Origin of the sequence: Corallococcus sp. CA049B (assembly GCF_003611685.1) — a bacterium.
Lineage (GTDB): Bacteria > Myxococcota > Myxococcia > Myxococcales > Myxococcaceae > Corallococcus > Corallococcus coralloides.
In genome coordinates, this window is record NZ_RAWC01000059.1 from 16,848 (window position 1) to 41,901 (window position 25,054).

The following is a 25,054-nucleotide window of genomic DNA, read 5'->3' on the forward strand; positions in this document are numbered from 1 at the left end:
TTCGCGCGAAGGGATTCCAGCGCGCTCGCGGCGGCGTCGAGGGCCTGGCTGCCCGGCTGTTCTCCCCTCGAGCCCGGGGGCCGGGGGATGCGCTGTGTGGCGCGGGCATGCATGAGCAACCTCTCCGCGAGGGCGATGTCCGACGGGTTCCTGCTTCCTACCCTTTCCCGCGCGTCTCCGCCCAGGGAGACGGGAGCGGAGGAGACGACGGCGTGAACGAACCAGCCCCTTCCCTGCCCCGCCTGTCCTTCGACTTCCCGGACGGCGCCGACTTCAGCGACGGAGTGCACCACGAGTGGCTCCTGACCAACGGCCGTGGGGGCTATGCCTCCGGCACGGTGGTGGGCTGCAACACGCGCCGCTACCACGGCCTGTTCATCCCCACGTTGGAGAAGCTGGGCCGCACGGTGCTGATGGCGCGGCTGGAGGAGACGGCGCTGGTGGACGGGGAGCGCTACCGGCTCACGTCCGAGGAGCACGACGACGGCAGTGCATTGGAGGACGGCGCGAGACACCTGCGGCACTTCCACCTGGAGGGGCTGATTCCGGTCTGGGAGTACGCGGTGGGGCGGGCGCGGCTGAGGCGCCGCCGCGTGATGGTGCACGGCGAGGACACGGTGTTCCTCCAGTGGGAGCACCTGTCCGGTCCGGAGGTGACCCTGCACCTGCGGCCGTACCCGGTGCTGCGTCCGCATGACGGGCCGCTGTTGAAGGAGGTGGGAGAGCCCATCGTCACGCTGCGCGGTCCGCTGGTGGAGCTGCGCAATGGGGAGGACGGTCCGCTCCAGCGGATGCGGCTGTATTCGGACGGGCCCACGCCGTACGTGAGCCTGGCGGAGACGTCCAGGCCGCAGCACCTGCGGACGGAGAAGGCGCGCGGCTATGACTTCACGGAGGTGCAGCACTCGCCGGGCTACTTCACGGCGACGCTGAAGCCCGGGAGCACGCTCTCCTTCGGGCTCACGGTGGAGGCGCCAGGGCACCTGCTGGAGCGGAATCCCAAGGAGGTGTTCGAGCGGGAGCTGGGGAGGCAGGAGCGCCTGTTGGAGCGCGCCCCGGAGCATGGGCGCACGGGAGTGCCGGCGCGTCTGGTGTTGGCGGCGGACCAGTTCATCATCGATCCGCCAAGGCCCGCGGACGCCGCGTGGGCGCGGTCGATGGGCCTGGACGCGAGGAGCGTCATCGCGGGCTACCCGTGGTTCACGGACTGGGGCCGGGACACGATGATCAGCCTGGATGGGCTGACGCTGGCCACGGGGCGCTACCGCGAGGCGGCGGCCATCCTGCGCACGTTCGAGCACTACGTGCGGGACGGGCTGATTCCGAACTACTTCCCGGACGGAGAGAACGAGGGCGTCTACCACACGGCGGACGCGACGCTCTGGTTCTTCCACGCGGTGGACCGCTACCTGGAGGAGACGGGAGACGAGGCGCTGTTGCGGGACCTGTTCCCAACGTTGCAGGACATCGTGGCGCACCACCAGAAGGGCACGCGCTTCCACATCGGCGTGGATCCGGCGGACGGGCTCCTGCGGCAGGGGCAGGAGGGCTACCAGCTCACCTGGATGGACGCGAAGGTGGAGGGCTGGGTGGTGACGCCGCGCCGGGGCAAGGCGGTGGAGATCAACGCGCTCTGGTTCAACGCCCTGCGACTGATGGCGGGCTGGGCGGAGCGGCTGGGGTTGGAATCAGGGCCGTACCGGGCCGCGGCGGAGAAGGCGCAGGGCAGCTTCAACCAGCGCTTCTGGAATGAAGCGGGCGGGTGTCTCTACGACGTGGTGGACGGAGAGGACGGCCGCGTGGACGCGAGTGTGAGGCCGAACCAGGTCTTCGCCATCTCGCTCAAGCATCCGGTGCTCAAGCGGGACAAGTGGGCGCAGGTGCTGGAGGTGGTGCGTCGCGAGTTGGTGACGCCCGTGGGGCTGCGCAGCCTGGCGCCAGGGAGCAAGGCCTACAAACCGAAGTACGACGGAGACCTGAGAGCGCGGGACGCGGCCTACCACCAGGGCACGGTGTGGGGCTGGCTGATTGGCCATTACGTGGACGCGACACTAAAGGTGTCCCCGGACATCAAGGCCGCGAGGGCCCTGCTGTCTGGAATGGAAGACCACCTGTCGCACGCGGGCATCGGGCAGATTTCCGAAATCTTCGACGCGACGGAGCCCTACCGTCCCCGAGGCTGCTTCGCCCAGGCCTGGAGTGTCGCGGAGGCGCTGCGGGTGTTTAGCAAGACCAACGTGGGGTGATCCGCGAGGGTCTTGTTCTTTCGGGGTGAGCGGGCTGTAGGGTCCGCGCAACCATGACCGCCCCGAAAACCGCCCACTGGCGGCGTCACCTCGCCCCTACCCTTGTGGCCTTGAGCCTAGGATGCGCCACCGTCGCCATGGACACCGAAACCGACTGCATCCAGCGACACCCCGGCCTTCCAGAAGCATGCGGGCTCACCGCCGCTGAGGCTGCCGCCATCATGGCCGCTGCTGTCGGATCCACGGGCACGCACTCCAGCGCGAACGCAAGCGACTACGTTGACGACCCGCGCCTTCCCGACTGGAAGAACAGGTGCCTTCGAACCTGGAACGAGTGCGCCGACGGCCGGTATGGCGGCAACTGCACCGCCTGCTTGCGACGGTGCGAAGGCCAGCACGAATGGCCCATCGACATGTGCGGCCCCAAGAGGAGGCGCTAGATGTCCACCCATCCCAAGTGGGACGAGATCCGCAACCTGTCGCGGCGAGTGCTCCGTGAGGGCGCCCCGCTCGTCGTCACCGACGAGGTGCGTGCGCTCCTGATCCAGACCGCCGATGAAGTAGCCGTCTCCGGCGCTGCCGCGGCACTCCAGACGGACGCCGGAGCCCTTGCGCTCCTCCGCGAGTGTGCCCGCCGCATCACCGACGGCTCCAACCGACTCGTGGACGCCCTCTATCGGATGCACCGGCTCCAGGACTCGGGCGACTGGGAGGGCGCGCGCCAGGAAATGCGCGATGTGCTCGCCGTCGAAGTCGTGCCCTTCTACCGTGAGACGGCACAGGGGCAGCTTGACGACATGGCCGACGAGCCGTGACAGCGAGGGCGCGGCACTGTTCAGCAGGACCCACGTGGGCTGATCAAGCCTTCTCGAGCTTCCGCAGCCATCTGGCGGCCCTCACATGTCCCAGGTTCGCGGCTTCACGAAAGTGACGCATGGCGCGCGCCTTGGACACGGGCACGCCCTCGCCGTTCGCGAACATCAGGCCCAGGTTGAAGGATGCTTTGGCGCTCCCCTGCTTCGCCGCCAATCGAAACCAACCAAAGGCACGCATGGCGTCTGTAGGAAGACCCACGCCATTGGAATAGTTGTAGCCCAAGGCCAGCTGGGCGTCCTCGTAGCCGCCCTTCGCGGACGTTTCGTAATACGCGTTGGCTCTCTTCAGGCTCTTGCGGACACCCTTTCCCTGCTCATACGCAAGGCCCAGGTTGTATGTGGCAACCGGGTCTCCCTGTCGTGCGTACTTCCGATAGATGCGGACCGCCTCCTTCAGCTGATGGGCTTCGGGGCTCGCGAACAGGATATCCACCAGGTTTCCCTCGGCGACCGCGAATCCCCGGGCGGCGGCGAGGCGATACCATGCCTCCGCGAGTCCTTTGTTCTTCCGGACCCCTCTTCCAAAGTAATACGCAAGCCCCAGGTTGAAGGCCGCGACATCGTCCCCCAGCGCGGCTGCCTTCTCCGTCCACATCCGGGAGCGCTTCGGATCACGCCGGACGCCATCCCCGTAGAGGAAATGGAGTCCCACGTTCGTCATGGCCTCCATCTTCCCGAGCCGCGCCGCCGCGAGGTACGCCTCGAAGAGGGCCTTTCGGTCGTCAGGCCGCGTCTCCTCGATCGTCCATGCCCTGACCATGGCCACGTCCGCCAGGGACCTGACGGGTGGAGTCTTCCTTCGCACGCGCGTTTCCATTCCAGCCTACACGACATGAGCCTGACAGACCTGACCCGTGCGGTCATCACCGCTGCGAATGCGCCCGGCCTGAAGCGCGTGCGGCAGCTGGGTTCCCAGCTCGACTCCGTCCACTGGGAAAAGCTTTGCTTTGACCCGTCAGGCACCCGGCTGCTCGCGAAAGCCGACTCCCGCCTGCGGTGGTGGAACCTGGACACGGCAACGGACGTCGCCAGCGGCTCGGTGGAGCTGAAGATGGAGCCCATCGAGGCCCTCTTCCACGGCTCGAATCACATCGTGACCGCCGGGCCGCCGGTCGAGGAGGCCGCTGTTACCTGGAGGCCCCGGCTCATGGCCTTCTCCACGACGGACGGCTCTCTCTGGCGTGAGGAGACCCTCTCCGCGCCCGCCATCGGTTTGGCCATGTCCCGGGATGGCATGCTGCTGGCCATCCTGGAACGTGGCGAGGCCCTCCTCTGGGACGTGGCGGCCTGGAAATGGGTTCGTGATCTGCTAGGCGTTGAGTGGCACGTCCAGGTCAAGGCGTGTGCATTCTCCCGTGACTCACGCTTCGCGGCGGTGATCGTTAACTATTACAACCATGACCAAGCAGCTCTCTACCTCTGGGACCTGAAGGCGAGCGCCCATCCCTGGGTTCATCCCCTGGGTTTTGAGTTCGCGGCGGGCGTTGCATTCCACCCCACGCGGCCCCTGCTCGTCGCGAGAGGCGTCCACGAGGTCGTGGTGATGGATGTGTATGAGCGTAGCGTCCTGAGGACGTTCAACGACGACCGTCATTACGTGAGCAACCTCGACTTCAGCCCGGATGGGGAGTTGATGGTCTCCTCCAGTGACACCCATGGCTTCGCGCTCTACCACTTCGACACCGGCGAGGTGCTGTTCAGCCACTCGGATGAGAGTGAACTCACTACGGGGGATGCGGTCTTCTCACCCGATGGCCGCTTCATCGCCTGCGCCCAGGGAGACGGAACCGTGGGTCTGTGGGCTGTGGACCCCGCTTCTTGACGCTCCAAAACCAGACGTGTCATGAAACACCCTGAGGTGGCGGGACGGCCACTTCAGGGGGGAAGCCATGAACTTCCGTCGTAACAATTTCCTCTGGTTCGTCTTCGTCACGACCGTCTTGCTGCTTCGCGCGGGGAACACCGTGGGGGCCGGGGTCTTCGCGACGGTGGCGCTCGCCGGGAGGTGGGCATACTTCCGGCTCACCCAGGGTCCCCCGCCGACGAGCGACACCCTCCTCGGCGCGTACGAAGCCCCGCCTCCGCCGCCCGCGGAAGAGTCGCTGAAGACGCAGTGGATCACGAAGCGTGAGCTGGGAATCCTCGTGGCGGTGGCAGTGGTCGGCGGCGCCCTCTACCTGACCCGCGACAAGGGCGGCTTCATCCATGTCGTGGGCAGCAATCTCCTCGTGTCCGTTGATTACGAACAGGTGGAGCCACTCCATCGCGTCGATCGGCTCACGGAGACCCTGACGCCGGTCCGCATCCCCCCGAACGCATTCCTCGACGTCGCGGAGTTGCCCGGCACCCGCCCCGAAGGACCGAGCCCCAGCCTGCTGACGCCCATCCCCTGCCCCCAGGCCCAGGACGACCCGAGCGCCTGGGACGCCGTGCGCACAAGCATCCCCATCATTCAGGTATGGGCCTGGCGGGCGGGCTACACGGACGCCCAACCAGCCCAGGCGCGCGAAACGCCCCCCTGAGCTAGGGTGCGCCGCCATGGCGACTCCGCGGTACTGGTTGATCAAGAGCGAACCCTCCGTCTACGCGTACGCGAAGCTGGAGGAGGACGGCAGGACGGAGTGGACGGGCGTGCGCAGCTTCGAGGCGCGCAACAACATCCGGGCCATGACGCCCGGGGACCTGTGCCTCTACTACCACTCCAATGAGGACAAGGCCGTCGTCGGCGTGGCGTGCGTCCTCTCCAAGCCAGGCCCCGACCCCACCGCTCCCGGCGAGGACTGGGCCTCCGTGGACGTGGGCCCCGTGGTCGCCTTCACCACGCCGGTGACGCTGGCCACCATCAAGGCCACGCCCGCGCTCAAGGACTTCCCGCTCATCACCCGCAGCCGCCTCAGCGTGACGCCCACCCCCGTGGAGCACTTCGAGCTCGTCCTCGAGATGGGCAAGACGAAGCTCCCCAAAACCACCGTGGCCAGACCCAAGCCGAAGGCCAGACCCAGAGCCCGCCCATGAGCGCAGCCCGCGAAGTCCGCGCCGACTTCGACCGAGCCACCATCGTCGTGTACCAGGCCTACTCGGACGCCATCGCCGACGTGGCCGTGAAGCAGCAGAAGTTCGGCCCGCCGTTCTCCGTGGGCCGGATGACGTGGATCAAACCCAGCTTCCTGTGGCTCATGCACCGCTCCAACTGGGGCCGGAAGAGCGGCCAGGAGCGCACGCTCGCGGTGCGCATCAAACGCTCCGGCTGGGAGGAGGCGCTGTCCTCCGGCGTCCTCACCGGCTTCGAGCCGAAGGCCCACGGCTCACCGGACGCGTGGCGCAAGGCCTTCGACACCGCGCCCGTCCACATCCAGTGGGACCCGGAGCGCAGCTTGCGCGGCGCGGGCCTGCCCCACGACAGCATCCAGGTGGGCTTGAGCCGCGCCGTCATCCAGCACTTCGTGGACGACTGGACCGTGTCCATCACCGACCTCACGCCCCAGGTCCAGAAGCTGCGCAAGCACCTGGACGACGGCCGCGCGGATCAGGCCACGCGCCACCTGCCCAAGGAGTCCGTCTACCCCGTCCCTCCGGACCTCGCCCGGCGCCTGGGGATGTGAAGGGCCCCGCGCCTTCGACGCGAGTTGTTATGTTCCGGGCATGGCGGACATCCCCTCCCTGGAGACCCTGCGGACCCAAATCGAGCGCATCGACGAGGACGTCCTCGATGCGCTCCAGCGGCGCATGGCCCTGGCCGACGACGTGGCTCGCGCCAAGCTGGTGACGGCCTGGCCCTTCCGGGACCCGCAACGCGAGGACCTGCTCCTGCGCAAGCTGCGCGGCCGGGCAGCGGAGCGCGGCCTGGATCCGCATGAAGTGGAGCGCCTCTACCGCGTCATCCTGGACATGTCCGTGGCCCGGCAGCAGGCCCTGGTCACCCGCCTGGACACCACGCCCCTGCGCGTGGGGTACCTGGGCGTCGAGGGCTCCTACAGCCACCTGGCCGCCCGCCAGCGCTACGGCCACCGGCCGGGCGGCGTGCTCCTCACCGGCTTCGACACCGCCCGCCAGGCCGTGGAGGCCCTCAAGCAGAGCGAGCAGGACGTGCTGCTGCTGCCCATCGAGAACACCACCGCCGGCAGCATGAATGAGACGTACGACGTGCTCGCCGCGGGCGACGGCGTCATCACCGGCGAGGTGGTGAGCCAGGTGGACCACCGCCTGCTGGGCGTGAAGGGCGCGAAGCTGGAGGACCTGCGCGAGGTGCTGTCCCATCCGCAGGCCCTGGCGCAGTGCGAGGACTTCCTGCGCACGCACGTGCCCTGGGCCCGCGCCGTGCTGGGGCCAGACACCGCCGTCGCCGCGCAGATGGTCGCGGATCGCAACGACAGGACCGTGGCCGCCATCGCCAGCGAGTCCGCGGCGGGCCGCTTCGGGCTCGAGGTGCTCGCCAGCGACCTGCAGCCCGGCTCGGACTTCACGCGCTTCGTGGAGGTGTCGCGCCAGCCCACGCCGCTTGCGCCGGACGTGCCGTGCAAGACGTCGCTGCTGGTGGTGCTGGAGCACCGCCCGGGCGCGCTGGGCCAGGTGCTGCAGCGGCTCACGCAGCGCGGGGTGAACCTCTCCAAGCTGGAGTCGCGCCCCATCCCGGGCGCGCCGTGGAAGTACCGCTTCTATCTGGACGTGGAGGGCCACGCCGCGTCCGCATCCGTGACGGCGGCGCTGGAGGACCTGCGCCCGCTCACGTCGTCCCTGCGCGTGCTGGGCACCTACCCGCTCGCGGAGCCCATCGATGGCTGACGCCGCCCCCCGCCGCATCGCCTTCCAGGGTGAGCGCGGCGCGTACGGCGACGAGGCCACGGGCGCCCTCTTCGGCGCCTCCGTGACGCGCATCCCCTGCCCCACCTTCCGCGCCGTCTTCGAGGCCGTCGCCGAAGGCACGGTGGACGGCGGCGTGGTGCCCATGGAGAGCGCGCTCGCGGGACCCGTGGCGGAGGTGGTGGATCTGCTCCTGGAGTTCACCCCGGCCCTCTCCGGAGAGCTGCGCCTGCCCGTGCGACACTGCCTGCTCGCGCCGCCGGGCCGCACGCTGGAGGGGCTCACGCGCGCGCTGTCACATCCACAGGCGCTGGCGCAGTGCGGAGGCTGGCTGCGAAGGCACCACCTGCACCCCGTGCCGGAGGCGAACACCGCCGTGGCGGCGCGGCGCGTGGCGCAGGAGGCGCTGGAGGGCACGGCGGCCATCGCCAGCCGGACCGCGGCGGAGCTCTACGGCCTCACCGTGCTGGCGGAGGGCATCGCGGACTCGCCGGACAACGCCACCCGCTTCCTCGCGGTGGGCCCGGCCGTGCCGCCCCACCTGGGCTCGCGGTGGAAGACGTCCCTGGTGCTCACGCTCGACAACGGCCCCGGCGCGCTCGCGCGCGTGCTCACGGCCTTCGCCGCGCACGGGGTGAACGTCGCGCGGCTGGAGTCCAGGCCCGGCGGCGTCCGTGCCTGGGACTACCGCTGGTGCCTGGACGTGGAGGGCGCGGTGGACACCGCGCCCGTGAAGGCGGCCCTGGACGAAGCCCGGAGCGCCTGCACGTCGCTCCGAGTGCTGGGCAGCTACGCGCTCAGCGACTGATGGCCTGGGCCGGAGCCGAGGCCTGCGTCCCGTCGCCGTTGCGCACGGCCTCCGTGTACGCGGAGCGCACGATGTTCGTGTAGCGCTGGAGCGCGGCCAGCTGCTCCAGGCGCAGCGCCTGCGGCCCGTCGCACAGCGCCTTCTCCGGCGTCGGGTGGAAGTCCACCAGCACCATGGACGCGCCCGCGATGAGGCCCTGGCCAATGGCGTGGAAGATGTCCGGCAGCCCGTCCGGCGGGGCCTCCGCGCGGCCAATCGCGTGCGAGGGATCCACGCACACCGGCATGCGCGTGAGGCGGCGCACCACCGGCACGTGCGCGAAGTCCACCATGTTGCGGTGCGGGTCGCCCAGGTGCGTCTTCACGCCGCGCAGGCAGAAGACGATCTTCGGGTTGCCCTCGCTCGCCACGTACTCGCACGCGTTGAGGGACTCCTCCAGCGTGATGCCCATGCCGCGCTTGAAGAGCACCGGGAAGGTGCGCTGCTGGCCAATCACCTTGAGCAGTTCGAAGTTCTGCGCGTTGCGCGTGCCCACCTGGAGCATCACGCCCGTGGGCGCCCCCGACTTCTTCAGCGCGTCGTTGATCTCATCGATGTGGCGCGGATGCGTCACCTCCATCGCGACGACCTTGATGCCGTGCTTGCCCGCGGAGTCGAACACCCAGGGCAGGCACTTCGCGCCCAGGCCCTGGAACTCGTACGGGTTGGTGCGCGGCTTGTACGCGCCCATGCGCGTGGTGTTGATGCCGCAGCGAGCGAGCGCCGCCATCATCGCGTCAACGCTCTCCAGCGAATCCACCGCGCACAGGCCCGCGAAGAGGTTCACCGAGTTGTCGTCGAAGGTGACGCCGTTGTACTCGAAGCCCGCAGTGGTGCGCTGGCCCCCGTGCCGGCCGATGATGCGGTACTTCTGCGAGACGCGGACCACCTGGCGCACGCCGGGCAGCTGCTGGAACGGCTCCAGCGGAACCTGCGACGTGGAGCCCAGCAGGTACAGCTCCGTGATGGTGGACTCGGCGCCCTGGACCACATGGGCACGCGGGGTGACGCCCTCGTACTGCGAAGCGAGTTGGAGGACGGCGTTCACGACGGATTCCGGGGAATCCGGCTCGAGCATCACGATCATGCGAAGGGTTCTCCTGGTGGGGGGGCCGCTTCGGCATTCAACACCGGCCTCCCACCCTTTCCCTCCGCTTTTGTAAAAATTTGATGAGAGCGGCCTCAGGAGGAGGCGGGGCGCAGCCGGGTCGCCAGGTGGGTGTAGTGCTCCCGCTGGGTAGGGTCGCCCAGGTGCTCCCATACGTCCGCCAGGGCCTTGGCGGCCTCCACGTAGGCGGGCGACAGCTCCAGCGCCAGTTCGAAGACCTGACGGGCCAGGCGGTAGCGGGCCTTGTCCGGGCGCCGGCCCTGGGTCAGCAGCGCGTTACCCAGGTGGTAGACCTCAATGGCGGCGGCCTCGCGGTAGCCGGGGGTGGGGTTGAGTTGGACCGCCCGCTCCATCAGGAGGGACGCGGCCTCTGGCTCCCCCAGCTCCAGCTGGCAGAGCGCGGCCTCGCGGTGGGGGTCCGCCGCGGAGGGGTCCAGCTCGATGGCGCGCTGGAAGCCCTTGAGGGCCTCAGCGTTGCGCCCCAGCTGCTTGAGGGCGAAGGCCTTCGCGGTGAGCGCGGGGAAGTGGCGTGGATCCACGGCCAGGACCTGGTCGAATGACTGGAGCGCGGCTTCGTGGTTGCCGGCCATGGAACGGTGGACGCCCTCGTTGAACGACGCCAACAGCAACGACCTGGACATCTTCGGTTCCCCCATCGGACAAGGTTCGCAGGGCCGAGCGCTTCACGCGGCCCGAAAGCGCAAGCCTGTCACCGGGGGCCCACGCCTCGCAAAGGTGCGCCCCTTCCCCGGCTGATGGCACCCATCGCGTTCGGCTGATGACGCGGGCGGTCTCCCGCCTGACGCAGGTTTCCGCCGTCCGGAATTCGCCACTGTCTGCAACAGCTCCTCCGGGCGGAGTCACCCGAGTAGCGCTCCGCCGCGCGCCTCCTCCTCCATCGCCGCGAGGAACCCGGTGGTGAAGTCCGGATGGCGCGGGGTCCAGCCCAGGGCCTCCAGCTTCGCGGCGCTGATGGCGCGGTCGCCGCGCAGGGACTCATGGAGGGACTCGAGGGGAACGCGCGGGGGCATGGGCAGGCCCAGCTGCTGGCAGAGCCACGAGGCCGTCTCCTCCTGCGTCGCGGGCCGACGGTCCGCCACGCAGTACACCTCGCCGGGCGCGCCGCGCTCGAGCACCACGCGCACCGCGTCCACCAGGTCATCCACATGGATGCGCGACAGCCGTCCCCCACCCGAGTCCGGGATGCGCAGCGTGCCCGCCTTCAAGCGCCCGGACGTGCCGCGCCCCGGGCCGTAGATGCCCGCGATGCGCATGACGCTCGCGCCCAGGGTAAGGAAGAGGTCCTCCGCCTCCAGGCGTGCACGCGAGACCGCCGAGGTCCTTTCGACCGGCGTGGCCTCATCCACGTGTCCGCGAGCGGAGCCATAGACGCCCGTGGACGACAGGTAGACGAACCGGGAGGGCCGCGAGCGGGACAGGGCCTCCGCGAAGCGGGCATCCAGCCCTGCGTCCGGAGGAACGGAGTCCACGACATGCGCGCCCGCTGCCCGTGACAGCGCGTCGTCAAGCGACACCACCCGGACACCCGCGCCCTCCAGCACGGCGCGGCGAGCGGCATCCCGGGTCGTGGCCAGGACCTCCCGGCCCGCGCGGGCCTCCGCCACCGCGAAGCGCGTGAGCGTGTAACCACAGCCAAGCAGGAGGAGCGGAGCGGTCATGGCCTTTGGCGATACCGGGCAACGCCCGCTCCGCGCAAGGCCCGGCGCCAAAGGGAACGGCCCTCCTCCCGTCAGCCGGAAGCAGGGCCGTCACCTCGCGTCGTCAGTCGCGGCCTAGAACTCCGCGCTCGCGCGAGGGTCGATGATGCCGCACTCCTTGATTTTGTAGAGCAGCGCCTTGTAGCTGATGCGCAGCTTGCCCGCCGCGCGGCGCTTGTTCCACGCGGTGCGCTGGAGCATCGCGAGGATGGCCTCGCGCTCCGCGAGCATCGCCGCGCGCTTGCCAATGTCCTTGAGCGACAGCTCCCCGGCCGGAGGCGGCGGGGGCGGAGGCTGAGGAGCGTCGAACGGGTTCGCGTAGCGCTGCGGCGCCACGGCGTTGAACGGCGTGGCGTCCGTCATCACCGGAGGCGGCGTCATCACCGCGCCGCGCGCGGGCATCTCCAGCACCTGCACCCCCGAGCCCGAAGCCGTCGCGACCGAGGACGGAGGAGCCGCGAAGACGCGAGCGGACTCGTCCACGTAGCGCGACGGAGGCGGGATGAACTCGTCCCCACCGCCGAACGACGTGGGCAGCGACGGGGCGCTCGCCGGAGCACGGCCACCGGCGCGGATCTCGTCCAGCACCAGGGTCGGGTCCTTCAGCACGCACAGCCGGCGCACCATGTTCTCCAGCTCGCGCACGTTGCCCGGCCACTCGTAGTCGCTGAACGCGTGGAGCACCTCGGAAGGCAGCTCGGACACGTTCGTCATGAAGCCCTTGCCGTACTTCTTGAGGAAGTGGTCGGTGAGCGGCACCACGTCCTCGCGGCGCTCGCGCAGGGGCGGCAGGCGGATGGCCACCACGTTGAGGCGGTAGTACAGGTCCTCGCGGAAGTTGCCGAGCGCGATCTCCTTCTCCAGGTCGCGGTTCGTCGCCACCACCACGCGGCTGTCCACGCGGACGCTCTTCTTGCCGCCGACGCGGAAGAACTCCTCGTCCTGGAGCACCTGGAGCAGCTTCGCCTGGAGGCGGATGGCCATCTCGCCAATCTCGTCCAGGAAGATGGTGCCCTGATCCGCCAGCTCGAACTTGCCCGGCTTCTCCGCCGTGGCGCCCGTGAAGGCGCCGCGCTCGTGGCCGAACAGCTCGCTCTCCAGCAGCTCACCCGGCAGCGCCGCGCAGTTCACCTTGATGAACGGCCGGCCATGGCGCTGGCTGCGCGCGTGGATTTCGCGGGCAATCACTTCCTTGCCCGTGCCGGACTCACCCAAGAGCAGCACCGGCACATCCGTGTCCGCGATGCGCTCCACCAGCGCACGCGCGCGGCGCATGGCCGGCGACGTGGAGATGAGCACGCGGGCCTCCGCCGCGGCCTCCGCGGGCGTCAACACCACGCGGGGCGCGGGCGCGGTCGCCTGACGCTCCGGCACGCGGGTCCCCAGGGCGCGCGCGAGCACGTCCTGCAGCTCGTCGTTGCCAAAGGGCTTCGCCAGATAGTCGGAGGCGCCCATCTTCAGCGCGCGCACCGCGTCGTCCGCGCCCGACAGCGCGCTCAACACGATGACCGGCGCCGTGCCGCCCGTGCTCCGGTAGCGGCGCAGCACCTCCAGACCGCTCATCTCCGGCATCACCACGTCCAGCAGCACCGCGTCGAACGAGCCGCCAGAGAGCATCTCCAGCGCCTGCGAACCGCTGGACGCACAGCGCACCTGGTAGCCCGAGCTGCCCAAGAGCTCGGACAGGAACGTGCGCACCGACTCCTCGTCATCCACCACCAGCACCGCGATCCGATCCATCCCCACGCCTCCGCTCGCCCTGTGCATCAAACCCTCGTGAACTGAATCAAACCGACATCAGACGGGCCGGACCGGCAGCCCGCCGAAGCTCGCGTGTACGCCTCAAGGTCTGCAGTGCCGCGCCCAAGAGCTGGGTGGGAGCCCCCACCGTGTCCGGGAAGCTCACCGCCCCCAGCTCCAGCGCCGTGCGCACCACGCGACCCTCCATCTGGAACCGGGCGGCCTCGAACCGGGCCTCCACCCGCGCCAGCACCTCCGGCACCGACTCCGCGGGCGTGCCCGGCAGCAGCATGGCGAACTGACTGTCCCCCACCCGCGCCACCGCGTCCGCCTCGCGCACCGTCTGTCCCAGCACCACCGCGCTGTAGACGAGCAGCCGCTCCGCCATGCTCTTGCCGTGCTCCTTGCGAAGCGCGCTCCACCCCGTCACCTCCGCCGCCACCACCGAGAAAGTGCCCCCGTAACGCTCCGTCCGCCGCGCCTCCAGCCCGATGAGGGCCAGCAGGAAGGGCCGGTTGTAGAGCCCCGTCACGGGGTCATGCAGCGCCAGCGCCGTGCCGGCCTCTTCACCCGCGGCCGCGCGCTCCACCGACTGCTTGAGCCGCATCTGCGCGTGCAGCTTCATGGACAGCTCCGCGCCATCCACCGTGCGCGGCACCACGTCCACGCACTGCCCCTTCTCCACGCAGAAGCGCCACGCGTCCCGGTCGTGCGAATCCACCAGGTACATCATCGGCACCGTGCCCTTGCCCACCTGGCGCAGGCGCCGCGCCGTCTGGATCGCCGCGAAGTCCGGCGGCTGCGCCGCCAACAGCACCGCATCCGGACGGATCACCTCGAACAACGGCACCGCCGCGTCGAAGCGCGTCAGGGGCACCACGCGGAAGCCGGCCTCCCCCAGGAGCGCCCGGGTGCGCTCCAGGTCCTCCGCGCGAGGCTCCACCAGCAGCACCGTAGGCGGCTGGCCCGACCTTCCCGCTCCCTTGCGCTTCACACCCACCGCCGTGCCCTCCCTTCCAGCATTTTCTGCCCCGCCACCCTGCCCGCCTGCCCAGATTTACAGCCCCGCTACTTTCGCGCCCTACGTATCCCCTTGGATTTCTTAGGGAAGGGCACTTCGTTACCCATCCTGGCCCACGGTTTTAGCAATGGGTATGCCATTCATCACCTCGCGGATCCGGCCCTCCAGGGTCTCCGCGTCGACGCGGTGCTTGAAGGCGGGCACCCCGTCGATGAGGACCACGGGGATGTCGTAACGCCAGGTCTCGAAGAGGTCCGGGCTCTGGAGGATGTCGGTGACGTAGAGCTCGAACGGCAGCCGGGCCTGCACCTCGACGACCACGGCGAGGGCCTTCTCACAGAGGGAGCACCGGGGTTTCGAGTAGATATCGACTCGCATGCGTTGCAGGATGGGCGCTCGATGCGCGGCGTGTGTGGTGATTTTTCGACGATGCCCCTCAAGGACCTGGTCGTCCACCTCGGGAATCGCCGGGCCACCGGCACCCTGAACGTGGAGCGGGGAGACGTGCGCAAGCAGCTGTTGCTGCGCGACGGCAACGTCATCACCGCCAGCTCCAACCAGCCGCGCGAGTACTTCGGCCAGTTCCTGATCAACCAGGGTCACCTGACGGAGGACCAACTGGAGCGCGCTTTCTCCACGCAGGCGGAGACGCACATCCTGCTGGGGAAGATCCTGATCATGACGGGCACGGTGTCGGAAGCCACCGTGCGCACGGTGCTCTCCCACAAGTTCCGGGAGATGCTGCTGGACGCCTTCACCTGGGAGGAAGGCGGCTTCGACTTCCGCCCCACGGACGTCGCGCCGGAGTTGGAGGGCCTGGACGTCAGCGTGGACCTGCTGGACGTGCACCGCGAGGGCGAGTTCCGCGAGACGGCGTGGCAGGCCATCCGCGCGGTGTTCCCCTCCGGCCGCGTGCGCCTGGAGGTGGACGAGCGCAAGCTGACGGACCGCAAGGCCGGCAGCATGGACGAGCGCATCGTGCAGCTCGCGAAGGAAGGCCTCAGCATCGACGGGATGGCGCTGGCGCTGCACGCCACCGACTTCTTCCTCTACCAGCGGCTGTACGCGCTCTACCGCCAGGACGCGCTGCGGGTGTCGGACGAGGCCCCCCTGCCCTCCCCGGAGCCCGGCGCGCACACCGTCGTCGTGGTGGAGGAGGACGAGGACGACCTGGACTCGGGCGGCGTCATCGGCTCCGAGTCCTCCTCCGACGAGGTGCTCCAGGCCGCGCAGCTCTTCCTGGACGCGGGCAACCTGCGCGACGGAGAGGCGCTGGCCCGGCGCGCGCACGAAATCGCGCCCACCGAGCACACCACGAAGCTGCTGCGCGACGCGGAAGGCAGGCTGCTCACGGAGCTGCGCAAGGCGCTGATGGAGCCGTCGCGCGTGCCGGCGCTGATGGTGACGCCCGCGCACCTGAAGACGCTGCCGCTCACGTCACCGGAGCGCTACCTGCTGTCGCGCATCGACGGGCGGCGGGACGTGGCCGCCATCGTGCACGTGTCGCCGCTCCAGGAGCTGGAGGCCCTGAAGTTCTTCCAGGGCTTCGTGGACACGGGGCTGGTGAAGCTCACCGCGCGTCCGCTGTCCTGACGCTCGCGCCTCAGTGCTTGCCGGCGGCGCCCGCGGGGGCCGTCAGCTCCACCGGCGCGGGGATGCGCTCCAGCGCCAGGCGCAGGGCCTCGCGGCCCAGGTACGAGCCGCGGATGCGCCACTTCGGATCGTTCACGATGAGGGCGGCCACGGCCACGCGCGGGTTGTCCTTGGGCGCGAAGCCCACGAACCACGAGTAGTCGCGGAAGGGCTCGCGGTCCGCGAGCGTGCCCGTCTTGCCCACCGCGTCCTTCACCTGGAAGCCGCGCTCGCGGAAGACGCCGCGCGCGGTGCCGTGGGTGACGGTCTCCTCCAGCATCCGCGTGAGCTCGTGCGCGGCGGTGGGCGTGAGCACGGGCTCCGGCTCCGGCAGGGGCATGAAGGGCTCCGGCTCCACCAGCACGGGGTCCACCCAGCGGCCCTCGTTGGCGGCCACGGACGCCAGCAGCGCGCCGTGCAGCGGGGACAGGTACACGTCACCAAAGCCCGCGCCGGTGTTGGCGAGCGCGAAGCCGTCCTCCGGGATGTACGCGAGCGACACGTCCAGCGGCTGGGCGAAGGGGATCTCCCGGTTGAAGCGCAGGCGCGCCGCCATGCGCTTGAGCGAGTCCGCGGTCAGGTGCTTGCTGGTCATCTTGGCGAAGATGACGTTGGCGCTCTTGCCCATGGCCAGCGCCAGCGAATAGCAGGCGCCGTCGCGGTCGGTGTCCTCCAGCTGCCGCTCGTTCAGGCGGCGCTTGCCGCCGTGGAAGCAGGCCTCGGTGTCGGGCGACACGCCGGCCTCCAGGAGCGCGCTGCCGGTGACGATCTTGAAGATGCTCGCGGCCGGGTACACCGCGCGGATGGGCAGCCCGCGCAGCTCCGGCTTCGCCTCCGAGTGCTCCGCCATCGCGAGGACGCGCCCGGTGGAGGGCTCCAGCACCACCGCGGCGCCGTAGGGCACCTGGTAGTTCTGCATGATCTTCGTGAGCGACGCCTGGAGGCCGGGGTCGATGGTGAGCACCTGATCCGGCGCGCTCTTGCCGCCCTTCACCACCAGCTTGTTGCCCTCCAGCTTCGCGCGGGCCACCAGGTCCTGCGCGCGCGGCAGGCCCTGGAGCTTGCCGAACGGCGGCGCCTTCTCCCGCGAGGGCACCGGCATCGGCGGCACCATCCCGGGCTCCAGCGCGGCGGCGTCCTTCGCGGCCAGCGCCTCCGCCAGCGCTCGGGCATCCACGGGACGCGTGTCAGGACCCTGTGCCGTGGAGGCCGCCTCGGCACCCGCGACGGCAGCCGCCCCCGAGGCCTGCGCCGCGGCGGCTCCGCTCGACGCGGGAAGAGCGGCCGGATCCGGCGCGGGCGGAGCACCCGGAGCCTGCGCGACGCTCGCGGAGGCCCCCGCGTCCGGCGAAGCCACCTGGGCGCGCTGCTCGGCCTCCACCTTCTCCACCAGCGCGCGGGCGCCCACGGGCCCCGCGTCCGTCCCCAGGGCGCTCACCGACTGCGCCAGGGCCTGGGCATCCGACGGAGCAGAGGTTGACGGCGCGGTGCTCGCGTCCGTCCCGGGCGCGGAGGCGCCCAGGAGCAGCGTGAGGGGGAACAGCGGCAGGGCGGCGAGGAGGCGGCGCATCGTCATGCTTCGGGGCTCTCCTTTGGGGGAGCAGGGAGCAGGCCGCCGGATCCTAGTCGCTGAGGGCGCGCTGTCCACGGCTTGCCTCCTCGACTGCTGCCTTCGTCCGCGAGAAACCTGGGAAGGTGCCCGGAGGTCCAGTAGGGTCCTGTGCACCTTGGACGGACTCAAAGAGACATTGGTGATCTGGGGAGCCGAGCTGCGCCGGGCCATGAAGAGCGGCCGGGCCATCGTGCTGCTCGGGCTCTACAGCATGTTCTCCGCGCTGGTGCTGCTCGTGGTGGGCTTCGTCACCCGGGAGCTGCAGGCCCAGGTGAACGCGAAGCTCGCCGAATCCGGCGGGGACTCGGAGATGGCCACGCAGGCCGCGGCGCAGATGCACCAGGGGGTGCTGGGCTTCCTCGCCAGCAACGACGCCGCGATGATGGAGGCCCTGGCGAAGGTGCCCATCGTGGTGCTCATCGTCTTCAAGATCAGCCTCTTCTTCCTGCCCGCCTACATCGCGCTGATGGGCTTCGACCAGGTGAGCGGCGAAGTGGGTCCGCGCTCCATGCGCTACCTCACGGTCCGCGCGCGCCGCTCGTCGGTGCTGCTGGGCAAGTTCCTCTCCCAGGCCACGCTGCTGGTGGGGCTGGTGTTGGTCATCGACCTGGCCATCTTCATCTACGCGCGCATCATCAACGACGACTTCGCCTTCGGGGTGCTGGTGCTCAACCTCCTGAAGTTCTGGAGCGCCACCATCGTCTTCTCGCTGGCCTACGTCGCGCTCACCACCCTGTGCTCCAGCCTCTTCCGTGTCCCCGCGGTGAGCCTGGTCTTCAACTTCATCCTGCTCTTCGTCTTCTGGCTGATGGACTCCGTGGGACGCGCCGTGAGCGAGGAGAACGTGCTGCGCTTCCTGCGCTACCTGTCCCCGTCGTACTACTCGGGCAACCTGCTGCACCCGAAGCTCGCCGAGTTCGCCATGAGCGGCGCGGCCTACGCGGCCTTCGCCGCCGTCTTCCTCTTCGGCGCCTACGGCGTCCTGCGCGCGAGGGACCTGTGAGCGACCTGGCCATCCAGCTGAACAACGTCTCCAAGCGCTTTGGCCCCAAGGTCGCCGTCAACGCGGTGAGCCTCCAGGTGCGTCAGGGCGACGTCTTCGGCCTCATCGGCCCCAACGGCGCCGGCAAGACGACCACCTTCTCCATGATGTGCGGCTACCTCTACCCGTCCGAGGGCTCGCTCCAGGTGATGGGCGTGTCCCCCACCTCGCCCGGCGCCCTCAAGGGCCGCGTGGGCGCGCTGCCCCAGGACGCGGTGCTGCCCCCCGGCTGGGAGGTGGGCGCGCTGCTCATGTACTGGGCCCGCCTGTCGGACCTGCCCCAGCCCGAGCACGAGGCCCGCGGCGCCCTGGAGAAGGTGGGCCTGATGGAGGCCTGGAAGGTCCAGACGCAGGCGCTCAGCCACGGCATGGCCAAGCGCGCCGCCATGGCCCAGGCCCTGATGGGCCGCCCGCCGCTCGTCCTCCTGGACGAGCCCACCGCCGGCCTGGATCCGCGCATCGCCGCGCAGGTGCGTCAGGTCATCAAGGACATGAAGGGCACGCAGACGGTGGTCGTCTCCAGCCACAACCTCCAGGAGCTGGAGGAGCTGTGCGACGCCGCCGCCATCCTCGACAAGGGCTCGCTCGCCCAGGCCGGCACCATGTCGGAGCTCACCGGCCAGGGCGCCGAGTTCCGCGTCCAGATCGCCCGGGGCGACGTCATCATCCCCGAAATCACCTCCCTGCCCGGCGTCACCGACGCGCGCATGGAGGGAGCGGACGTGCTGCGCGTGCGCTTCGACGGCCAGGCCCACAAGGCCGAGGAGGTCATCAGCCGCACCGTCGGCCACCTCCTCCAGCACCAGGTGCTCATCCTCGGCGTCAGCCGCGGCCGCCGCCTGGAGGACCGCGTCCTTCAGCTGCTGTAGGCCAGCGCCCCACGGACGCTCACCCCGCCTTGCGCACCCAGCCCACATAGTGGGCGCCCCGGCGCTCCATGCGGACGAGCTCGTTGCCCGTCGCGTCGCACCACGCGGGCAGGTCCGCCTCCAGCCCGCGGTCGGTGGAGACGAGCTCCACCAGCGTCCCGGGCGGAAGGCGGCGCATCGCCTTGGCGATCTCCAGGATGGGCACCGGGCAGAGGGCCCCGGACGTATCCACGCACACACCGGATTCCATTCGCGCGCATCCTGTCATGGGGCCTGGAACCCCGCCTGCCAAAGCGACACGGCACGCGCGCTCAGAGGGAATTTTGGTGTCCCCAGCGTCGTTGTCCGCCCCTTCGAGGCCTCTGGATATCGGGCGGACGCAGGCGGTCATCGCGGCTTGCGTGTCTGGAATTCCCTCTGTTAAGTACCCCGCCCCTTTCCCTACCCAGACACCCGCTTGGGGCCCGGAGTCGGACCTATGGCGCAGGAGCATTCCCAACCCATGAAGCCCAATGTCATCGTGGCCCTGCTGGTCGGCCTGGTGCTCGGGTTCGTTGGCGGCCGTGCCGCCACCGGCTCGAAGCCCACCCCCGGCAACACGCCCCCTGCCGCGCAGGCGGCCAACAAGCCCGCGCGCGCCGTGGACCCCACCGTCTTCAAGGTGCCCGTCGACGGCGCCCCGACGAAGGGCAGCGTCAACGCGCTCGTCACCATCGTGGAGTTCTCCGACTACGAGTGCCCGTTCTGCAGCCGCGCGCACAACACCGTCGAGCAGCTCCTGAAGGACTACGGCAGCAAGCTGCGCGTCGTGATGCGCCAGAACCCGCTGTCCTTCCACCCGCACGCCCGTCCCGCGGCCCTCGCGGCGCTCGCGGCCGGTGAGCAGGGCAAGTACTGGGACATGCACAACCTGCTCTTCGCCAACAACAAGAAGCTGGATGGGGAGAGCCTGGAGGGCTACGCCAAGCAGATTGGCCTGGATGTGGCCAGGTGGAAGGCGGACATGGCGAACGACCGCCTGGGCGCCACCATCGACAAGGATCAGGCCCTCGCCCAGCAGATGGGCGCCAGCGGCACGCCGGCCTTCTTCATCAACGGCCGCTTCCTCTCCGGCGCGCAGCCCATCGACAACTTCAAGGCCCTCATCGACGAGGAGCTCGCCAAGGCCGAGGGCCTGGTGAAGAGCGGCGTCGCGCCGTCGCAGGTGTACGCGCGCACCATCGAGAAGGGCGTCGAGCGCGCCCCGGCCAAGGCCCAGCAGCAGGCCGAGCCCCCCGCCGCCGCGAAGAAGATTGAGATCCCCTCGGACTCCCCCTCCTTCGGCCCGGCCACCGCGAAGGTGACCATCGTCGAGTGGTCGGACTTCGAGTGCCCGTTCTGCAGCCGCGCCGTGCCGACGCTCAACAAGATCAAGGAGACCTACGGCAAGGACGTGCGCGTGGTGTTCCGCCACCAGCCGCTGCCCATGCACTCGAACGCGAAGATCGCGGCGCAGGCCTCCATGGCCGCCCACGAGCAGGGCAAGTTCTGGGAGATGCACGACAAGCTCTTCGCCAACCAGCGCGCCCTGGACCGCGCCAGCCTGGAGAAGTACGCCCAGGAGCTGGGCCTGGACATGAACAAGTTCAAGGCCGCCCTGGAGTCGAGCAAGATCACCGCGAAGGTGGACGCGGACTCCGCCGCGGGCAGCGCGGTGGGCGCCAACGGCACGCCGGCCTTCTTCATCAACGGCCGCTTCCTCTCCGGCGCGCAGCCCTTCGAGGCCTTCAAGCCCCTCATCGACCAGGAGATCGCCAAGGCCGACAAGGCGCTCGCCGCCGGCACCAAGGCGGAGGACCTCTACGCCAGGCTGAACCAGGACAACGTGAACGCCGCTCCGGCCGCCCCCGCGGCGCCCGCCGAGCCGGCCGTGCAGAAGGTGGAAGTGGGCAACGCCCCGGTGCGCGGCCCGAAGAACGCGCCCGTCACCATCGTCGCCTGGTCTGACTTCGAGTGCCCCTTCTGCAGCCGCGCCGTGCCGACCATCGAGCAGGTGGAGAAGGCCTACAAGGGCAAGGTGAAGTTCGCCTTCAAGCACCAGCCCCTGCCCTTCCACCAGAACGCGAAGCTCGCCGCCGTGGCCTCCATGGCCGCGAACGAGCAGGGCAAGTTCTGGGAGATGCACGACAAGCTCTTCGCCAACCAGCGCGCCCTGGACCGCGCCAGCCTGGAGAAGTACGCCCAGGAAATCGGCCTGAACGTGAACAAGTTCAAGACGGACCTGGACTCGGGCAAGTTCGACAAGCAGATCGAGGCGGACATGGCGGACGGCTCCGCCAAGGGCGCCAACGGCACCCCGACGTTCTTCATCAACGGCCGCACGCTGGTGGGTGCGCAGCCCTTCGATGCCTTCAAGAAGGTCATCGACGAGGAGCTGAAGAAGGCCGGCGTGGCGATGGCGGCGGAAGCGAAGTAGCCGTCCCCCGCTCCTGAAGCACACAAGGCCGTCGGCTCCCTCAGCGGGAACCGGCGGCCTTCGTGTTTCCAGCGGGTGCCCGGTGAGGCTTCAGGACACGGCGATGGCGTCGATCTCCACCTGGGAGCCGCGCGGCAGCGCGGACACCTGCACGGTGGCGCGGGCCGGCGGCGAGCCGGCAAAGGCGCGGGCGTACACCTCGTTCACCTTGGCGAAGTCGCCCAGGTTGGTGAGGAAGATGGTGCAGCGCACGACGTGGCTGAAGTCCAGGCCGCTAGCGGCGAGCACGGCCTGCAGGTTCTTCATCACCTGCTCGGCCTGCGCGACGACGTCACCGGGGACGAGCTCCATCGTCTTCGGGTCCAGGGGAATCTGGCCGGACAGGAACGTCATCTTCCCGGCGTCCACCTGCACGGCCTGGGAGTAGGGGCCAATCGCCTTGGGGGCGTCGTCGGAGTGGATTGCCTTGCGCGCCATGCAGCACACCTCGCGTTGAGGCGGCCCCCAAAGGAGACGGGGGCCGCGGGTCCGCCGCGGGCTGTAGCACAGGACAGGGCTAGATTCGCTCGACCGAGTAGACGCCCGTCAACCGCTCGATGGAGCGCATCAGGTCCGTCAGCTGCTTGAGGTCGGAGATGGTGACCTCGAAGGTGTTGACGGCCCGGTCGTCACCGGTGGCCCGGCAGTTCGCCTGGGAGATGTTGACGCTCTTCTTGGAGAACGTGTTGGTGATGTCCGCCAGCAGGCCCGGCCGGTCCGCCGTCAGCACGCGCAGCGTGACGGGCCGCTTGAAGTCGCCCTTCACGTCCCAGGACACGTCCACGCGCCGCTCGGGGTCCGTGGCCAGGGCCTTCTCACACCCCACCGTGTGCACCGTCACGCCCCGCCCCCGGGTGATGAACCCCGCGATGGGGTCCCCGGGAACGGGGTTGCAACAGCGCCCGAAGCGCACCAGCACGTCGTCCACGCCGCCAATCTGGACGCCGCTGCGGCTGTTGCGCCCCACCAGCCGCTTGGCCAGGTCCGTCATGCGCGACAGGCCCGGCAGCATGGAGGCGTTCGCCCCCGGGCCGTTGCCCGTCCCCCCGTCCGAGGGACGCGGAGGCGGCTCCGCCTGCGCCAGCTTCTCCTGCGGCACGAGCCGCTGCACCAGCTGCTGCGGCGTCACCTTGCCGTAGCCGATGGCGACCAGCATGTCGTCCTCGACGCGGAAGCCCAGCTCCTCGGCGACCTTCTTCACCTCGCCGGAGCGCATCAGCTTGTTGAAGTTGAGCTGGAAGCGCTTGAACTCGCGATCCACCAGCTCCCGGCCCAGCTGCAGGCTCTTGTCGCGCTGCTGCTGCTTGATGAAGCCGCGGATGCGCTGCTGCGCGCGGCTCGTCTTGACGAAGGTGAGCCAGTCCTTGGACGGGTGCGCCTGCGGGCTGGTGAGCACCTCCACCGTGTCGCCGTTCTTCAGCTTGTAGCGCAGGGGAACGATCTTCCCGTTCACCTTGGCGCCCACGCACCGGCCGCCCACGTCGCTATGGATGGCGTACGCGAAGTCCACCGGCGTCGCGCCGCGCGGCAGGCTGCGCACGTCGCCCTTGGGCGTGAAGACGAAGACCTCGTCGGTGAAGAGGTCCACCTTCACCGTCTCCAGGAACTCCTTGGGGTCCTTGAGGTCCTGCTGCCACTCCATCAGCTGGCGCAGCCAGGCGAACTTCTCGTCGTCCTTGGAGATGGGCGCGCGGCCTTCCTTGTAGGCCCAGTGCGCGGCGATGCCCTCTTCCGCGATCTTGTGCATCTCCGCGGTGCGGATCTGCACCTCCACGCGCTCGCTCAACGGACCAATCACCGTGGTGTGCAGGGACTGGTACATGTTGGGCTTCGGGATGGCGATGAAGTCCTTGAAACGCCCGGGCACCGGCTTCCACATCTGGTGCACCATGCCCAGCGCCTCGTAGCAGGAGGGCACCGACGGCGCGATGATGCGGAACGCGATGATGTCGTGGATCTGATCGAAGTCGATGCCCTGCGACTTGATCTTCTTCCAGATGCTGTAGACGTGCTTGAAGCGCCCGCTGACGTCGCCCTTGAGGCCGCGCTCCTGGAGCTTCGCGCGCATCAGGTCGCAGGTGTCCTCGATGTACTTCTCGCGCTCCTTCTTGCGCTTGTTGAGCTGCTCCTCCAGCGCGAAGAACTCCTGGGGCTTCACGTAGCGGAAGGACAGGTCCTCCAGCTCCGTCTTTATCCAGGAGATGCCCAGGCGGTTGGCCAGGGGCGCGTAGATGTCCAGCGTCTCCTGTCCGATGCGGGCCTGCTTCTCCTCGGACATGTGATCCAGCGTCCGCATGTTGTGCGTGCGGTCCGCCAGCTTCACGAGGATGACGCGGATGTCCTGCGCCATCGCGATGATCATCTTGCGGAAGTTCTCCGCCTGCTTCTCCTCCTGGGAGAGCGTCGCGGACGCGGAGAACTTGGACAGCTTCGTCACGCCGTCCACCAGCTGGGCGACCTCCGGGCCGAAGAGCTCCGTGAGCTCCTCCGCGGTGGCGAGCGTGTCCTCGATGGTGTCGTGGAGCAGGCCGGTGACGATGGACGCCTCGTCCAGCTTCAGCTCCGCCAGGATGCCCGCCACCTCCAGCGGGTGGATGAGGTAGGGCTCTCCCGACTTGCGGAGTTGCCCCTGATGGACCTTGGCCGAGTAGACGTACGCCTTCTTGATGATGTCCAGGTCGGGGTCCGGGTGGTACGACGCAACCCGCTGCAGGATGTCGTTCAGGCGAATCATCGAGGCGGTGACAATCGTAACTGCCTCAAACAGCAGGGGCAACGTTACCCTGGAACATCGCGTGCCCCGCCGGGTCCTGGAGGCCCGGGCGCCTCGGATATTGGTCCGAGGCTTTCGTTGACCCGGCGTTTCACGCCCCCCTAGATTGGCCCTCTGCCCATGTCTCAGCTTCTGCTGTCCGCGCTCCCGGTGGTCTGCCCGAATTGTGACGGCTTCAACCCGCCACGCTCGGCCACCTGCGTGCTGTGCGGCCAGGCGATGGAAGAGGCTGCTCCGGCCCCCCGTCCGGCGGCCACGACCCCGCCCCGGCCGGTGA

23 protein-coding genes are annotated in these 25,054 nt (G+C 69.3%); 12 read left to right on the top strand and 11 right to left on the bottom strand.

What is annotated here, in order from left to right; translation table 11 throughout:
• Positions 1-212 precede the first annotated feature (212 nt).
• On the top strand, positions 213-2,246 hold the full coding sequence (locus D7W82_RS15810; protein WP_120619147.1) for an amylo-alpha-1,6-glucosidase: 2,034 nt from the start codon (positions 213-215) through the stop codon (positions 2,244-2,246).
• A gap of 440 nt (positions 2,247-2,686) precedes the next feature.
• Positions 2,687-3,061, top strand: coding sequence for a DUSAM domain-containing protein (locus tag D7W82_RS15815; protein ID WP_120619148.1), 375 nt, complete (start codon positions 2,687-2,689; stop codon positions 3,059-3,061).
• A 43-nt stretch (positions 3,062-3,104) separates the two neighbouring features.
• Here D7W82_RS15815 and D7W82_RS15820 read toward each other — a convergent pair whose 3' ends face one another.
• Positions 3,105-3,926 carry a tetratricopeptide repeat protein gene (locus tag D7W82_RS15820; RefSeq protein ID WP_233587620.1) on the bottom strand — a complete coding sequence of 274 codons (822 nt, stop codon included), beginning with the start codon at positions 3,924-3,926 and terminating at the stop codon, positions 3,105-3,107.
• Positions 3,927-3,953: 27 nt separating this feature from the next.
• Between D7W82_RS15820 and D7W82_RS15825 the strand changes: the two genes are divergently transcribed.
• The 6 genes from D7W82_RS15825 to D7W82_RS15850 all read left to right on the top strand — a co-directional run bounded on the left by D7W82_RS15825 (position 3,954) and on the right by D7W82_RS15850 (position 8,729).
• Positions 3,954-4,943: a WD40 repeat domain-containing protein gene (locus tag D7W82_RS15825; protein ID WP_158617674.1), complete on the top strand. Its 990-nt coding sequence runs from the start codon at positions 3,954-3,956 to the stop codon at positions 4,941-4,943.
• A 67-nt stretch (positions 4,944-5,010) separates the two neighbouring features.
• Positions 5,011-5,643, top strand: a complete 633-nt coding sequence (locus D7W82_RS15830; protein ID WP_120619151.1) for a hypothetical protein — start codon at positions 5,011-5,013, stop codon at positions 5,641-5,643.
• 16 nt (positions 5,644-5,659) lie between these two features.
• Entirely contained in the window at positions 5,660-6,136 is a 477-nt protein-coding gene (locus D7W82_RS15835; protein WP_120619152.1) for an EVE domain-containing protein, read from the top strand.
• Positions 6,133-6,723, top strand: coding sequence for a DUF4291 domain-containing protein (locus D7W82_RS15840; protein ID WP_120619153.1), 591 nt, complete (start codon positions 6,133-6,135; stop codon positions 6,721-6,723). The genes D7W82_RS15835 and D7W82_RS15840 overlap by 4 nt, the downstream gene beginning before the upstream one ends.
• Positions 6,724-6,763: 40 nt before the next feature.
• Positions 6,764-7,903 carry a prephenate dehydratase gene (gene pheA, locus D7W82_RS15845; protein ID WP_120619154.1) on the top strand — a complete coding sequence of 380 codons (1,140 nt, stop codon included), beginning with the start codon at positions 6,764-6,766 and terminating at the stop codon, positions 7,901-7,903.
• The gene (locus D7W82_RS15850; RefSeq protein WP_120619155.1) at positions 7,896-8,729 is read left to right on the top strand and encodes a prephenate dehydratase; all 834 of its coding nucleotides are present in this window, start codon (positions 7,896-7,898) and stop codon (positions 8,727-8,729) included. The genes pheA and D7W82_RS15850 overlap by 8 nt, the downstream gene beginning before the upstream one ends.
• On the opposite strand, the gene D7W82_RS15855 is transcribed toward D7W82_RS15850, so the two are convergent.
• The 6 genes from D7W82_RS15855 to D7W82_RS15880 all read right to left on the bottom strand — a co-directional run bounded on the left by D7W82_RS15855 (position 8,719) and on the right by D7W82_RS15880 (position 14,733).
• Entirely contained in the window at positions 8,719-9,855 is a 1,137-nt protein-coding gene (locus tag D7W82_RS15855; RefSeq protein WP_120619156.1) for a 3-deoxy-7-phosphoheptulonate synthase, read from the bottom strand. The two genes, D7W82_RS15850 and D7W82_RS15855, sit on opposite strands and share 11 nt — an antisense overlap.
• A gap of 95 nt (positions 9,856-9,950) precedes the next feature.
• Positions 9,951-10,517 carry a tetratricopeptide repeat protein gene (locus D7W82_RS15860; protein ID WP_120619169.1) on the bottom strand — a complete coding sequence of 189 codons (567 nt, stop codon included), beginning with the start codon at positions 10,515-10,517 and terminating at the stop codon, positions 9,951-9,953.
• A gap of 219 nt (positions 10,518-10,736) precedes the next feature.
• The gene (locus tag D7W82_RS15865; protein ID WP_120619157.1) at positions 10,737-11,555 is read right to left on the bottom strand and encodes an NAD-dependent epimerase/dehydratase family protein; all 819 of its coding nucleotides are present in this window, start codon (positions 11,553-11,555) and stop codon (positions 10,737-10,739) included.
• A gap of 114 nt (positions 11,556-11,669) precedes the next feature.
• Positions 11,670-13,334: a sigma-54 dependent transcriptional regulator gene (locus D7W82_RS15870; RefSeq protein ID WP_120619158.1), complete on the bottom strand. Its 1,665-nt coding sequence runs from the start codon at positions 13,332-13,334 to the stop codon at positions 11,670-11,672.
• 46 nt (positions 13,335-13,380) lie between these two features.
• The gene (locus tag D7W82_RS15875; protein ID WP_171425580.1) at positions 13,381-14,334 is read right to left on the bottom strand and encodes a diguanylate cyclase domain-containing protein; all 954 of its coding nucleotides are present in this window, start codon (positions 14,332-14,334) and stop codon (positions 13,381-13,383) included.
• Positions 14,335-14,454: 120 nt separating this feature from the next.
• The gene (locus D7W82_RS15880) at positions 14,455-14,733 is read right to left on the bottom strand and encodes a glutaredoxin family protein (protein ID WP_120619160.1); all 279 of its coding nucleotides are present in this window, start codon (positions 14,731-14,733) and stop codon (positions 14,455-14,457) included.
• A gap of 21 nt (positions 14,734-14,754) precedes the next feature.
• Between D7W82_RS15880 and D7W82_RS15885 the strand changes: the two genes are divergently transcribed.
• Positions 14,755-15,948, top strand: coding sequence for a DUF4388 domain-containing protein (locus D7W82_RS15885; RefSeq protein WP_120619161.1), 1,194 nt, complete (start codon positions 14,755-14,757; stop codon positions 15,946-15,948).
• A gap of 10 nt (positions 15,949-15,958) precedes the next feature.
• On the opposite strand, the gene D7W82_RS15890 is transcribed toward D7W82_RS15885, so the two are convergent.
• Entirely contained in the window at positions 15,959-17,563 is a 1,605-nt protein-coding gene (locus tag D7W82_RS15890; RefSeq protein ID WP_233587622.1) for a penicillin-binding transpeptidase domain-containing protein, read from the bottom strand.
• Between the two features lie 205 nt (positions 17,564-17,768).
• Between D7W82_RS15890 and D7W82_RS15895 the strand changes: the two genes are divergently transcribed.
• Together D7W82_RS15895 and D7W82_RS15900 are read left to right on the top strand one after the other, a co-directional pair.
• A complete protein-coding gene (locus tag D7W82_RS15895) occupies positions 17,769-18,602 on the top strand; it encodes an ABC transporter permease subunit (protein ID WP_233587627.1) in 834 nt (277 codons plus the stop codon).
• Positions 18,599-19,510 (top strand): ABC transporter ATP-binding protein, encoded by a 912-nt coding sequence (locus D7W82_RS15900; protein WP_120619163.1) that lies wholly within the window; start codon positions 18,599-18,601, stop codon positions 19,508-19,510. Before D7W82_RS15895 ends, D7W82_RS15900 begins: the two co-directional genes overlap by 4 nt.
• Positions 19,511-19,529: 19 nt before the next feature.
• Here D7W82_RS15900 and D7W82_RS15905 read toward each other — a convergent pair whose 3' ends face one another.
• The gene (locus D7W82_RS15905) at positions 19,530-19,760 is read right to left on the bottom strand and encodes a sulfurtransferase TusA family protein (RefSeq protein WP_120619164.1); all 231 of its coding nucleotides are present in this window, start codon (positions 19,758-19,760) and stop codon (positions 19,530-19,532) included.
• Between the two features lie 252 nt (positions 19,761-20,012).
• Between D7W82_RS15905 and D7W82_RS15910 the strand changes: the two genes are divergently transcribed.
• Positions 20,013-21,965 (top strand): thioredoxin domain-containing protein, encoded by a 1,953-nt coding sequence (locus D7W82_RS15910; protein WP_120619165.1) that lies wholly within the window; start codon positions 20,013-20,015, stop codon positions 21,963-21,965.
• A gap of 90 nt (positions 21,966-22,055) precedes the next feature.
• Here D7W82_RS15910 and D7W82_RS15915 read toward each other — a convergent pair whose 3' ends face one another.
• Positions 22,056-22,442: a RidA family protein gene (locus tag D7W82_RS15915; protein WP_120619166.1), complete on the bottom strand. Its 387-nt coding sequence runs from the start codon at positions 22,440-22,442 to the stop codon at positions 22,056-22,058.
• A 79-nt stretch (positions 22,443-22,521) separates the two neighbouring features.
• Positions 22,522-24,738, bottom strand: a complete 2,217-nt coding sequence (locus tag D7W82_RS15920) for a bifunctional (p)ppGpp synthetase/guanosine-3',5'-bis(diphosphate) 3'-pyrophosphohydrolase (RefSeq protein WP_120619167.1) — start codon at positions 24,736-24,738, stop codon at positions 22,522-22,524.
• Between the last annotated feature and the right edge of the window lie 316 nt (positions 24,739-25,054).